The sequence below is a fragment of the Clostridioides sp. ZZV15-6388 genome (assembly GCF_020657755.1).
Taxonomy (GTDB): domain Bacteria; phylum Bacillota; class Clostridia; order Peptostreptococcales; family Peptostreptococcaceae; genus Clostridioides.
The window spans coordinates 176,800-192,372 of the sequence record NZ_JAGWCU010000004.1 but is presented as its reverse complement, the minus strand read 5'-3'; the positions used below and the strand labels follow the sequence as shown (position 1 = coordinate 192,372).

Annotated in this window: 6 protein-coding genes and 1 pseudogene; all 7 read right to left on the bottom strand. The window is 27.7% G+C overall.

Annotated elements, in window-relative coordinates; all coding sequences use genetic code 11:
- Positions 1–67 (bottom strand): helix-turn-helix domain-containing protein (locus KGF48_RS20605; RefSeq protein ID WP_227830529.1); only part of this gene is annotated, 67 nt, incomplete at its 3' end.
- 7 nt (positions 68–74) lie between these two features.
- Positions 75–365 (bottom strand): annotated as a pseudogene (locus tag KGF48_RS04460) (transposase).
- Between the two features lie 91 nt (positions 366–456).
- Entirely contained in the window at positions 457–1,854 is a 1,398-nt protein-coding gene (locus tag KGF48_RS04455; protein WP_227867773.1) for an MFS transporter, read from the bottom strand.
- A gap of 32 nt (positions 1,855–1,886) precedes the next feature.
- On the bottom strand, positions 1,887–2,822 hold the full coding sequence (locus KGF48_RS04450; RefSeq protein ID WP_227840019.1) for an ROK family protein: 936 nt from the start codon (positions 2,820–2,822) through the stop codon (positions 1,887–1,889).
- 909 nt (positions 2,823–3,731) lie between these two features.
- Positions 3,732–5,585: a hypothetical protein gene (locus tag KGF48_RS04445; RefSeq protein WP_227840020.1), complete on the bottom strand. Its 1,854-nt coding sequence runs from the start codon at positions 5,583–5,585 to the stop codon at positions 3,732–3,734.
- 21 nt (positions 5,586–5,606) lie between these two features.
- Positions 5,607–7,184 carry a cysteine desulfurase family protein gene (locus KGF48_RS04440; RefSeq protein WP_227840021.1) on the bottom strand — a complete coding sequence of 526 codons (1,578 nt, stop codon included), beginning with the start codon at positions 7,182–7,184 and terminating at the stop codon, positions 5,607–5,609.
- A 69-nt stretch (positions 7,185–7,253) separates the two neighbouring features.
- The gene (locus KGF48_RS04435; protein ID WP_227867772.1) at positions 7,254–15,563 is read right to left on the bottom strand and encodes a neuraminidase-like domain-containing protein; all 8,310 of its coding nucleotides are present in this window, start codon (positions 15,561–15,563) and stop codon (positions 7,254–7,256) included.
- Positions 15,564–15,573: the final 10 nt, after the last annotated feature.

Here is a 15,573-nt window from a genome sequence, read left to right as displayed (position 1 = left end):
AAGTTTTAGCAAAATATTCTTTTTGTTCGCTATTTGGATATAATCTATATTTATATGCTCTTAGCATATTATCCCTACTTTCCTTGATTTTCTATGTATTGTTTTACAACATCCAATGGAGCTCCACAAGTTGTTACTAGACAATAACTTTTGCTCCAAAAGTATTCTTTACATAAGGATTTACGAATACTTGGAAATTCATTCTTTATTCTTCTACTTGATGCTGATTTATAAGCATTTAGCAGTTTAGATATCTTTTAGTCTATCTGATATAGAGTTATCTATTACTTTTCTTCTATATTTTATACACATAACTAAGTGATAGTGTAACAAAATACTGAATGATTATTACTATCTAATTTCATTGTAATTACTTCCTTTCAGTTTTTACTACTGATTTTATAATACAATACATTTTTTGAAAATCAAGTAAAATAAATAACCTATCGGTTAGGCTTACATCCTCCACCTCCTATGGCGAGGAAGAGGAATTTCGCCATAGGAGGTTAAAATAAAATTCAATAAAAAACTTATTATACCTAAAATCACCATAACATATCCTAATATTTTAAATTGTCCTGATGTTATGGTTGCTTCAAATACCATTCCAAGTAATACAGTAGCAAAAATAGAACCTAAATAACGGCTAGTTTGAAACAGACCAGAGGCTGTACCTATGCTCTCAGGAGGACTTTCTTTAAACATTGAAGATTGTAATGCTACATTACCAATTCCATAACTAACACCTGCTAATGATAAAATAATTCCCTTACCTATTACTGGTATATAAACAAAAATTACTGAAAGAAGTACTGCACTAATCAACATAAAAATTGATGACATCATAAGAGGCAATCTAGTTCCAGATTTGTCTATCCATCTTCCAGTCAATGGAGATATAAATATACCTATACCAGACATGAACAACATAAATAGACCAGTTGCTTTTGCACTATAATGTAATGCATCTTGAAAATAACTAGGAAGACCAAAAAACAAAATATAATTAAAGAAATTTAATATAATAAACTGTAAGTAAACCTTTGACAATTTAGGGTTATTTACAAATAGTTTAATATCTATAAATGGTAATTTTGTTCTCAGCTCATGCCAAATAAAAAGACATATCAATATTACACATAATACAAGTTGTTCTAAATTAAAAGACTCTTTCATAGATAGCAAGAATAGTAATAAAAAAATCATTGCAATTGAAAATAGAAGTATACCAATAATATCTAATCTTGATAAAACATTTTTTAAAGTCTCCTTTACACCTTTTTTCTCTTTTGCTTCTTTTGGAAATAAAAAATATCCTAAACATATAGAAACCATAACAATAGGTATATTTATGAGAAATATAGCATGCCATCCTCCTAAATCCAACAATAATCCCCCAAGTGTTGGACCTAATCCTGCTGTAGTTGAAGCAAAAATGGTTAGGACTGCTAAGGCAGAAGATTGTCTTTCCTTTATATTATTTTGTATAAGAGCAACTCCAGATGGATATAGGGTACTTGTTCCGATTGCCTGAATTACTCTTATAAAAATCAATATAAAGAATGATTGAACAAATGGTACTATAGATGCTGATAAAATTACAAGTATCAAACCACTCAAAAATAAGATTTTTCTACCTATTAAGTCCCCTATCTTACCTGAAACTGGTTGTGCAATAGCACTAGCTAAATAAAATGCTGAAACAATCCAAGATACAGTTGTAAAACTAATATGAAAATCATTTTGTATACTATGTAAAGCAAGTGAAATCATAGAAGAATTAAGAGGATTCAGCATAGTTCCTGAACCTATGGCTATCAAAAAAAGTGTTCTTCTAGTGTTTGTTTTGCCCATATATCACGCCTCCAATAAGCAATTCATTTCCCTTATAAAAAAGCAGCTCCTATAATCCCTGCGTCTGAACCTAAAGTTGCACATACAATTTTTGCTATATCTTCTTTTTTGTACAATACGAATTTTCTTACTAAATCTTCTATCCCATCAAGTATTATATCACTTGCTTTAGAAACTCCTCCTCCAATTGATATAATTTCTGGGTCTAATGTATTTATTGTATTTGCAAATGTTTTTGCTAAATAAGATTTAAATCTAGTTATTACTTCAATTGCAACTGTGTCGTTTTCTCTATATGCATCAAACACCATCTTTGCATCTATTTTTTCTAAATCTCTTTCTGCTAAATCTAAAATCATGCTTTTTCTACCTTCTTGTATAAGTTTTTGAGAATATTTTATAATGGCAGTTGCTGAACAAAAAGTTTCCACACAACCATTATTTCCACAATTGCAATCAAAATAGTTTTCTCCTATTACTTGATGACCTATTTCTGAACCTAATCCATGTGCTCCAGAAAAAACTTTTTGATTGATTACTATTCCTCCTCCTACTCCAGTTCCTAAAGTATATAAAACACCAACATCTGCACCTTTCATACTTCCAAACTTTGATTCTCCAAGTGCTGCTACTGTTGCATCATTTTCCCCATTAACTTCTACATTTGGAAACCTTCTTTTGAGTTCGTTCTTAAAATCTTTTCCATCCCATTTTAAGTTTACACAAGTTACTAACCCTTTTTTATTTATAAACCCAGGCACTCCAAATCCAATAGACTTTATCTCTTTCATATTTAGATTGTTTTCTTCTAACAGTTTATCAATCATTATTTTTATATCATCTAGTATTCCTTCAAAGCCCTTTTCAACCACAGTTTTACATTCTGTTCTAAAAAGTATCTTTCCTTGATTATCAACCACACCTGCTTGTATGCCTGTTCCTCCAATGTCTACACCTATATAATACATCTTTTTCACCTTTCTCTTTTAAATTTTATTAATATATATATTTTATCATGTCTATATTATATTAAAATGTAAAACCATGCAAATTTTTAATAATATCTTTAATACAAAACAAAAGCACCTTCCCATAGTATATTTTCACTATGAGAAGGTGTTTATTTTTATAAATTATTTCAATTTATTAGATGTCAAAACAAACTATATTTAAATTAATTATTTTAAACTCTTATCTTGACTTATTTTTTTGTACTAAACAATATTTTTGCAACTATATATCAACCAAATCTTAAATATATTTTTTACAAACATAAATTAGTTTTACATAACATAATAAGTTGCTTTTATTATTCACCAATCTATACTAAAAATCTTATACACATAATATATATATTTCTTTACATATACATATATTTGACTAAATACATATTTCTTTACATACATATCTAGCCTATTACCTAGCCATACATACATATTTCTTTACATATGCACATATCGAAAGCAATTTTTCACATAAATTTTTCTAACTAAATTATAAGCAAATATGAAATTTGCAAAAGTTTTAATTCTTACAAATAACTTTAAAACTTAGATGCTTTGGCTATACAATATGACTATTTTACTACCAAAATTTTAAGTCTAGGCAATTCCAATAATTATCCCAGCTTTTGAGTTTTTCCAGTACTTAATATAGCACTAAAAGCATCTAACTTTATTTCATAGATTATAATTGAGTTTTCTTCATCATTTGGCTGTGCCACATCCGTTCCCACTGGAATCACCCCTTTCTCTTATTTAATTACATTATAGCATATTATATATTTTAGGACAAGTATTTTTCAGAAAATTATATATATTCAATTTTTATTTTTTGTCTATCTTATAGCATGTTAATGTAATTAATATTTATATAATTTACTCTTTACATATATAAACAATAGAAGAATATTTTGAATCTAAGTCAGTCTTATATATAGATTTTAGATTTTTAACACTTATAGTATACTCTTTTCCAGATTCAAATTTAGTCTTTATATTCACTATAAAATCTCTTTTAGAATCTACTGTAATATCTTCTACTTGAACTACTGGGTCTATCAAGTAGTTCAATTCATCTTCTGCTAATACCTTATCAAGTGTCATATTAAAAGTAAGAGAAATTCCATCATTATTATTATCAACTGCTTCAAGTTTTAATTTTGGCTTTTCTACACCACCTGCACAAACTGGTAAACTTCCTCCTTGTATACCAGAAGCCATTGCGCTCAATCTACATTTTATAGATGGTTCTTCACAAACATTATATTCATTTCCTGTAGCATTTTCATCTGATATTAATCTACATAAATCTCCCAATTGCTCATATCCTCTAAGAGTTAAAGTCATCCATTGGTCACCAAACCATATTTTTCTACTTACAACACCAAACGAATAATAATCTGATGGTCCTGTCCCTGACATTTTATCACTATTTTGTGGTGCTCCTCCATAGAAACGACCTATCCCATGGCCAATTGCCATAGCAAGACCCTCAACATCTAAGTTTTCCATTCTAACTAATCCACCAGATACTAGGACAGTCTTTACTCCATATTCTTCAAATGCATATACATTTGGTTCTATTCTATCCCATTCTAAATGTATATTTATATCTGGATAAAATCCTTTAAATAGTTTTATTAAATATTGGATTGCATTTAAGCCCAATGTCATATGTATTGGAAATTGTGTGCCATTTTGGAATATATCATTTGCTTGTTCTCTTGTAAACAATGTATGTGCTGATGATATAGTTCCTTTATATCCAAACTTATATGGTGAAAACTTCTCATTAACAGCCACTTCTGGATTATCTTTTGTATTAAAAAGTAATACTCCTCTATCCTTTACAAGATGTTTACACTCTTTCATATGTTCTTCACTTCCTATAATAGGTAGATTATTGTAATTTTCAACTTTTAAACTATCCTCTAAATCTTCAAAGTGAAGTTGAAGTGTATAATCTCCACAAACTACTCCACCTGCAATAACTAAATGCTTATCAACACTTCCTTCAAAATTTATATCAGTCGTTATGTGATGGACTCCACCAGTATAATGACCTAAACTAGCAGTCAAAACAGGCACCTCATTTCCATCTTTATCAATTAGTACATCTCCTGGCTTCAATTTACCTGCTATAGTAAACTTTCCATTAGCAAGTAAAAATACATGGTCTGCAGTTACAATTAGTTCTCTTTTACCATTTTTTATTTTCTTTTCTAATTCATCTAAATTATCCTCATCTACAGAACGATATACTATATATACCATTGCAGGTTGTTCTCCACTTTCAGTACCTGTACTAAATTGTACTTTTACAGGCTCCCATATAAGATTTAACTTTTCTCCATCATTTTTTATAGAACCTCCTAAGACTCTATCACCATTTTTAATGTTTTGTACCTCTACTTCACCATCTGGTACCGAAATAAAAGTCCCATCTGCAAAGCATGAACAACAGCAACAACAATCTTCCAAGTTCCAGTTTTTATCCTGCATACGTTTAGCTATACAATCATCAATTAAATGTTCTGTTGATGATGGTAGTGTTTCTCCTGTTTTACTATTTCTACACATAACTACATGTACTGCTTGATATATTCCTTGGTCACCACACGAATCATGATATGCCTTTGAAGTAGAAAAATCCATACAATGCATTTCTAAACAAGCCTTTAATTTTTTTTGCTCTAAACGTCTTTTACATTCATTATAATCATAACCCATAGTAAAACACTCCTTATTATTTTAATTTTCTACTAATATTTCACTTCTTACTTCTTCATTATTTGATTTCAGTATATAAATAATTTTCTTAAGGTATTTAAATAGATATTCTAAATCCTCCTTACTTGTATTAAGTCCAAAACTAAATCGTATTGAAGCATAGTTTTTTGTGTCTGTTCCTATTGCTTCAAGTACATGAGAAGTTTTTATTCTTTTTGAACTACATGCAGACCCAGGAGATACACTTATACCTATATTATTTAAACTTCTTATAATTGCACTACTATCAAGAAGTGGAAATCCTATATTCAAATTATTTGGAAGTCTATTTTCAAGTAAGCCATTTACAATATAATCTGGTTCAATTTTTTCAATCTCTTCTAAGAAAAACTTTCGTAATTCTAAAAGTCTATTTGATTCATCATTCATTTCATTGTAAGCAAGTTTAGTTGCCATTCCTAAAGCCATTATATGACCTACATTTTCTGTACCAGCTCTAAGTCCATATTCTTGTCCTCCACCATGTATTATTGGAACTAAGCTTAATCCATTTTCTACATATATTCCACCAATGCCTTTTGGAGCATATATTTTATGTCCTGAAAATGTAAGAAGTGAAATTCCCCACTCCTTAGGTTTTAAAGGTATTTTACCAAAAGCTTGTATTGCATCCACCATGAAAGGTATATTATAATCTCTACATATATCTCCTATCTCCTTAATAGGATTTATTGTACCTATTTCATTATTTGCAGCCATTACTGATACAAGTATTGTATTTTCCTTTATAGAATTTTTTATATCTTCTGGTGATATCCTTCCCAATTTATCTACATCTATATAGGTTACCAAAAATCCAAGTGTTTCAAGATATTCCATAGTTCTAAGTACTGATGGATGCTCAATCTTAGTGGTTATAATATGACCTTTTTTATCCAAATGCTTAAACGCTATCCCTTTTATAGCCAAATTATTTGATTCAGAACCTGAGCCTGTAAAATATATTTCCTCTGTATCAACCATTAAACAGTCTGCTATTGTCTTTCTGGAACTATTCATAATATCGAAAGTATAATGTCCTTGTACTGTTGAACTACTTGGATTAGCATAGCCATAAACCCCATCATAATAATCTTTAAGCAATTTAACTATCTCATCACGAATATAAGTTGTTCCATTTGAATCTAAGTACACTTCTCTAAAATCATTTACTTTAATTTCAGCACATGGTTTACATGGTTTAGCTTCAGGATTTTTTTTCTTTTCTTCCTCTATATAAGAACCATACTTATCTTCATAATTTTTTTTATTATCTTCATATACAAAACTTATTTTAGATTCTTTAATTATGTTATCAAGTTTAGAAAATAATGTGCTATCTAAAAATTCTTTTTCAACTTCTTCATCTGTATAATCTAAAGCTGGATTCTTTATAAGATGTTCAAGAAAACTTTGAACATTTCTACATGCATGCAGATTATGTGCATATGTACTATCTTTTGCAATACTTAATAAAACCTGACTTGATATATTATCTTTTAACCCAAATAAATTTCTAAATTCTACACAATAGCTTTGTATATTTTTAATAATATCCATTTGTATTTGCCTTCTTTCTAATATGATTTAAAAAACATAATACTGACTAGATTTACCAATTTAATCAACTTAAAAAATTTTACTTTCATAGTCCAAAACCATTTCTATTCCATATAATTTCTTACCATCAATATGATTATTTTCTTTAAGAAGCTTCTTTAAATCCTTATCTTTTTTCATTTTTTCTAAATCTATTTTTATACTCCATTTGCCTTTAATATCATTCATATTTAAATTGATATTATTTACCATTCCAATATCTTTATTTAAATTTATTACAGTCTCTTTCATACCTAAATTTTCAATTGTTATAAAGTCTGATTTTATTGGTAAAACAATATCTTTTAATATATCTAACTTCATATATATAGCTTTAACATTAACTTCTCTAAAGAAACTAAGTTGGGATAATGAAATGTCAAAATTAAAACTCTGTAGTTCTTGATTATCACATTCATTTATAAACATATTCCATTCTGTAGAAAATATCTGTTGTAAAGGAAAATAAAGTCCGCCTACATATGGATAACTTTTAGATAACAATTCTATAACCTTTTCTTTTAAATTTGAATCCTCAAGAGCTGTATATTTTACATTGATTATTACATCTGATATACTATCAAAATTAAACCTATTCGTTTCTTTTAACATCTCAAGTTCCCAGCTAGAAACAACTCCTGTACCTTCAAATGGTAAGTATCTCTCATCATTAAAATTAAGCAAGAACATTCCACTATCATCAATACCTTTTGATATGGCAATTTTTTGATTAGGCAACCAATTTTCTCTAATACCTTCTTTTGGTTTATTGCCAATTTTATTATCCAACAGGTAAGTTACAACTTCCAATAAAGGTTTTGTAACAACACTATTGTTTTTCTGAACTAATGTAGCTTTAATATTTTGAAATGGACCAACCACCGCTGGCACAGATATAGATATACTCTTAATTTTTCGTAAATAATGTCCAGGGAAATCATAATCAAACATTTTTTCAGTCAATTCAAAACTACATTTTCCAGATGATTTGAGATTTAATAATGCTTCAGGACTAATCATTGCCAAAGATATAGTTTTTTCTACTTCTAGACCCCTCTTATTTTTATTATAATAGGATGTCTCCATCTGACTTAATGCTAATTGAAGTCCTTCACCTGCCAAGAGACCCTTTCTCATACTATCCCAATTGTTAAAATTTATAAATTTATCATCGCAACCAAATTCAAGTTGATAAGCTTTCTCAGCAACATGAGCCATGTTTAATCCAATTTGGTACATTTGCCAATATATTAAACTTATTCTACCTACCATCCAAGAATATAAATCTACATTATTAAATTTATTTTTTAGAATATTATAAACTTCATTACCCTGTAAAATTGTTTTCTTATGTATTTCAAGCTCTTGTTTTGCGCTCTGGACTTTTATTTTAAGAGTCTCAATCTGTTTTTTAATATTCTCAATTTCATAATTAGCTAATTCTTTGTTAAATGTCCAATCTTCTTCTCTTCTATTATATCCAGCCATTGTTAAAGAGCGTTGTGCTTCATAATTTGAGATAGATGCCCCTATTTCTGCTGCACCTGCCATTCCTTCTAATACAGCTCCTAACTGCTGTCCTCCATACGTCATGGCAAAAGGAGAACCTACTTGTGGAACTGCATATCCAATGCTTGAAGATGTTTTAAATAGATTTGCATAAACTTGGAAAAATAAGGCTACTCCCATTGCATCTAAATTTGTTTGTTCTTCTTCTGAAAGCCCATCTTTTATTGAATTCTCATAATATGTTTTCTTATGTTCTGCACTCTTAAGGGATTGATCCATTGACTTAATAGTTTCATTTAGCTCTTCTATTTGCTTCTCTTTTGTTACTGTAACCATATTTAAAATATTGTTTTCTTGTATTGAATGAAGCACTGCCATACTTTCTGCATCGTTTTTTTCAATTGTATTTAATAAACTTGTTCCAAGTTGACATATATGCCCTGCAAATTCCTTTGCTTTTTCAATTAGAAATGAAAAACGATAATTAGAAAATTCTATATCTAGTGATTCTGCTAATGAATTTACATTATTGATTGAACTTGCAGCCCTAGAAAGTAATTCTGGTGAAATTGGTGGTTGATATAACTCCAATAATCTCTTTTCACCTTTAATATTCATTGAATGTCTAATCTTATTTAATCTATCATCCACTATATCCCAAAGTTTTATAAGTTCCTCATTTTCTGGTATTCCAAAATAAACATCTATATTATTAAACCCTAAATCAACTTGTATATCTGAATTTATATTAGATATATGATTTTCAAGGTCTATCAGAAATTGAGGTATACCACCTGGACAATCTTTATATTTTGTCTGTATAGACTTAAATGTTTCTACATTTTTTTTGTCATGTCTACCTAAATTAACTGGTCTTTCTCCCAATAAGCTTGATGCTAATATATAAAGCATCGTTGCAGAAGTTATAGATTCCCATGTATCTTGCATAAATTGTTTATCAGCCCACTCTATTATATTTTCTATATATTGAATCACAGTGTACTTTTCATATGCTCCCATTCTTAGTCTAGCAATAGCATGTGGGTTAAATGGGTCATTATTATAAACTTTCATTGCAGGATTACTGTCATCTAAAGTATCTATAAATTCATCTAAAACATGAGTACGAAATGGTTGGAAATTCCAATAACAACTTGATGGTGTAGCTAAAAGCTTATTCATCAATATATTTCTTACCATGATTATCATTTCATTATTTAAACTGCATTCCGTTAAAAAACTAAGTTCTGTATTTAATTTAAATTCTGGGTTTACTCTTCCATTATCATCAATAATAGGATATGCTGGATTACCTATTTTTTTAGTCTTTAAAACTGATAGTATATCTTCAGACATTTTATCAGTTATTATATGCTCAGTTTCTTTTGAAAAAGTATCTTTAACTATTTTTGTTTCTGGATTTGTTGGATTAAATACATATTGATACCATCTTTGAGCTTGAGCATAATTTTGATTATTTCTCAGATTATGAGCTAATAACATCGGTGCATGATAAAAAAGTTCCCAATAGTATTCACCATAAAGCCCATCAAAATCTACCTGTACACCATCAATTGCACTTGGATAGTTTATATAATTTTTGTTTGCTTCAAATCTATCGAAAGGTAAAACAGGAACAACTGGTATATTTTGAGAATTAGTACTAAGAAGCATATCAATTCCACCTATAAATATACGTTTTTGTAATATTTTTGTTGCACCTGTTGACAGTCTAGTTATATTAAATTTATATTTAGATAGGTCTGACATATTCTTATCTTCATATAAATTTTCATATTTAAGTGTTACTGGTACAGGTGAATGAACTAGTTTTTCATAAATATCATAAATCTGATTTACTTTAATAGTACCTTTCTCTATTTGATTTTTTAGAATCAACTTAACATCTGGATATGTTAAATTATTTCCATCTGCTCTACCATGTGAATCTATAATTTTATAATACTCAAAAGTATTGTAAATAGTTTCTGATACACTCTTACTAATATCCTTATTTACAAAACTATATTTATTTACTATTGGAAAATTCATCAACATCCTATAGATAGATTTTTTTGTTGTGTCATCCAACTGAGCATTACTCAATATTATTTCTATTATGTTGTAATCTATATTCGAAACTTTAACTATATTATTTTCATCCAATAACCCATAATTTTTCAAAAGTTTTATACATTTTATTGATTTATCATAGTTAAGACCAAGTGATAAAAAAGAACTTACACTTGCTGGTGGTCTTGTAATTATTAGCCCCTCTGATAACATGCTAAACCTTGGAACTGAAATTTTATCTGAAGTAATTTTATCCTCTGGAGAAATCATAAATGTTTCATCTACATTGTCAAATACAAAAGAACCAACTTGGTTATATATAGGCATAACAGAAATATCCTTTTGATTTATATTATTAAATATATTTAAACCACTAACATGGCTAAACAATACTTTTTGTATATCTAAAAGTTGATTAGGACTAATTTCTTTTGATGCAATCCTATTTATAAGCACTATTTCCAAATCTAATGTACTGAGATTTGATTTTAATATCTTACCATTATCATCAATTATCTTATTTGTTTTTAAATCATTAAAAATCTGACTTGATAAACTAAATTCAATTGTATCTGATGTAAAAGAATCTGATTCAATAAAGCTTTCCTCTATTTGATGCGATAAGTCTTTCATGTCGGATAGATAATTATCATAAATTACACTTTGAGAATAAACAATCCCAAGCTTATTATTAAATTTATCTATAATAGGTTTATAAGGTATTTGATATTTATTTTGTGAATATCTATCAACCAATAAAAATTCATTTTTTAATAATAGTGGTTCATTGTTCATATTCATATTGAATGAATATTGATTTTGAATAGGCAAGTAACCTGTATTATTTGCTAAAACCAATCTATTAAAACTTTCACCTATTTCACTTAACTTGGATTCAAAACAATACTTATTTGTACCATCATCATTGATTTGCTTTATTTCAATTACCTTTCCAGATTGATTTGCAAATGGTCCATAAAGTATATTTATACGCTCAAAATCCTTTGATTTTTTATCAAACGCTTTAAAATTAGATGCATTAACTGAAAATGCATTTACTTTAAGCCAAGGAATACTATCCATTTCAAAAATATTTTTAAAAGGCAGTTGATTTTTTATTGAATCCTTGTCAGAGTAATCAGTGTAATATACCAAATCTTCTGATAATATATTTTGAGGATTTACCCACTTCTGTTGAATATTTAAAAACGAATAGTACATATCCATTTTAAATGTTTTGCTATTATTAGATTTACTTACTGAGCCCACCACATCTATGGATGTACTTTGATTTTCTTTTAATTCCACCCAGAATATGAATAGTTTGTTAAATGCAAATACTGGAGTTATATAGTGTGAATTTATTGCTAAATCTATTTTTTTCCATTCAGTCCAAGGCATCCCCTCTTCTTGATAACAATAATAATATATATATGGTTGTTGACTTGTTCGTCCAAATAAAAATAAGGTACAAACATCTCCACGCATTGAATCTTTATATGTACAACGATATGAACTTGCTATAGTCAATTTTGATATATTTGAAAATTCTTCTATATAATCATTATAAATTGTCTCTATATATGCATCTGTTATTTCAGATTGAGATAATGCACTTTCTAACTTATTAAATATTTCTGACTTTGTATGTCTTATTGATGGTAATAAATAGTTTTCTGGATATACAAAAATTTTTCTATTCGCTTCCCACATTCTATAATTCATAATCCAGGACCACCAAGATTCAGGTATATTTAGTGACTCTACTCCTTTTTCCATTTTTAATCTGCATCTTTGCAGATAAAGTTGAGTAGCATTTAATGCTTCTACTATATAAGAAATCTGCGTAGAATCATCCATTTCTACATCAATTAATAAATACTTATAGACATCATTTGATGTTTTAATATCTGCAAACTTTTTATTGAGAGTATACAAAGTGATACTAAGCAAAATATCTCGTTTAGAACCTTCTATAATTGCTTGTAATTTTGTATTTATCGATTTCCATTCTTCTATACTGTATATCCCTTTTACTTTTTGTACTACCATATTCGAAATGTCAACATATTTAGTCCAATTTTTTTCTTCATCCAAACCTGATAATGTAAGAATATGGTCTATAAATGCATTATCAGACTTTAATTTATTAATTATGTCAAAACAGCTTTTTAGTTTTTTTATCAAAATCACTAAATTTTGTTCTTTTGAAAATTGCTTAGATATTAAATCATCTATTTGAGATTTATTCCAATTAGTTGCTATTGACAGATATTTTGTACTATTTGTTTCTTTTTTTGCGCTTGATTCAATAAAATTAAGCATGTCATAATCTACATCATCAAAAGTATATAAATACTCATTAATCAAATAAAAATTCATAATATTATCTATAGAATACAACTTAAAATCATTTTGGAAACCATAATAGTTCGGATACTTAATAATACTTTCAACAAGCTTATAATCTGGTGCTATTTTAGTTACTAAGTTAATCCATCTTGAACAACATCTTAATACATCTATAACATAAAACTTATATTTCTCAGGGTTAGAATAGTTTATAAATGCTTCTGTCCAATATTTTATACCCTCAGGTAAAACAATTGACTTTTTAAACACAATCACTAAATATTTTAATAACTCTTTTTCTGTACCTAGATAAGCAGACATCATTTCTATAATTTCATTTTCTATATCTAGACTTGAATCTTTTTTTATGCTCATACATAATGACTTTAACCAATTATCAATACTATCTTCTTTGAATATTTGCTTTACATACTGACTTTCTTCTCCATTTATAAAATAGTTAAAGTCGTATACGTTGATTTTAGAATTTTCTATAAAACTTACAACATTTTTAATGCAATAAATATCATCAATAGAAAAAACTTTTTTAGTATCTAAGTGGCATAGCTTAAGCAATATTATATAGGTTTCAATTTTCATTTTAAATTTTCTTGCAAGTAATGAGTGTCTATATAAAGCTGATAAATTATCTACAGTTAATTCTATATCTTCCTTTAAATCTATGTTTGCATTTTCTTTAAAAATTGTGATAGCTAAAAAATTTAAATCTTCAATTGACATAATTAAGCTACTGGAAAGCCATCTTGAAATTTTAATATTATTTTCATCAATTTTAGCAGGATTCCAAAGTTTTAAATTGTCTATATATAGAGGGTTTAGTTTATTGTTTTTAGGATGATATGTAGACTCAGTTTTTTTAGTTTTACAATTATTATATATGACATCAAAAGGTACTTTTGACTTTAATAAGTCATTGCCTTCTCCATATGTTTTTATTGGAGCAATAAGTGCACATAAATCTATTACATCAAGTTTCATATCTCTTGATAATTTTAATAAACGGGATATATCTGTAATAGTTTTTTTTGATATTTCTATATTTTTATCATAATAATGAATTGAGTTTATCATCCAGTCTAAATCCATAAAATTTAAAGAAGTTGCTTTACTTAGTCTTACAAATCTATTTAATCTATCAAGAACATCATTATCGATGTTTTTAATTGAATTTGATAGATTATTATTTTTATTTTCCTTATTGTCATCAATATACAAATATTTTTTGTCTAAAAGACCTTGATTTATATAAAAATTATGTGCTATATTATTATCTTTTTCGTTCTGTGAAACATTTTGCATTAGTAATTCTTCAAGTTGATTATATTTTAATTGTGTTACTTTTAGTAATGTTTGTGTATTATTTAATTCTGCTAATTTAGCTTTATCACTCATACCATAATAGTTTGCTAATTGATTATCATCTTTAAAACTCTGTGTTAAAATATTATACTGTTTTAATGAAATACCTAACCTTTCTCTCTCAACTTCGTTTTGTTCTATATCCCAAGTTTCATATATGTCACTCAAATTTAAATTTTCTTGATTTAGATATACTCTTATCTGCTCCAAGTTTAAATTAAATGGGAGATTAAATGGATACACAGTTTTTGTAGCAAGAACCTCAAATATACTAGTGTCTTTTGTACTAAATAAAGTTTTAATAAAATCATACAAACGTTCATTTACTATTTTTAGATATGGAACAAGATTATTTGCATTTTCACATGTAAGAGGTATCTCTTGTAAATCAGGTCTTCTATAATTTAAACTCAGGTCTTTATCAATAGTATGTTCATTTGGTTTAGTTATATATTTATCTATTATTCTCATTAAATCTACAAAATACGCAGCAGGTCCAAATATTGATTTACAATCTTCACAATCACAAAAATCTAAATTTCCGAACATCTCTTGGTAACTAGGTAATTTTTCAAAATATCTAATTGTATCATCACCTATTGTATTTACTTTGAGATTTCTAAAATATGGAGATGCAACTGTTGTTTTTATATTTACTAAGAGATTCATTACTTTATTATGTATTGATATTGCATTTTTATAAATTTTCCTAGCAGTTTCTTTGCTTATTTCTAGTTTAGTTGAATATGTATTAACAAAATACTCTTCTTCCATACTTGCAATTTGTTGAGCTGATATTAAATCATTTTCAATTAACTTTGAATGTATACCTTCTGACGCATGTAATTGATGTAATCTTTTTTGTATCATAAGGTTTTTTAAAACCACTTCTTTATTAACTCCATCTAAATTTAATTTATCTAAAGTTTCTTTTTTATGTAACTCAATATCCGATAATTCAAAATCTGGATTATTACCATAAAAAACATGGAGTTGCTCTTTTTGTGTTAGCTTGTCTTTATCCATAATATTCTCC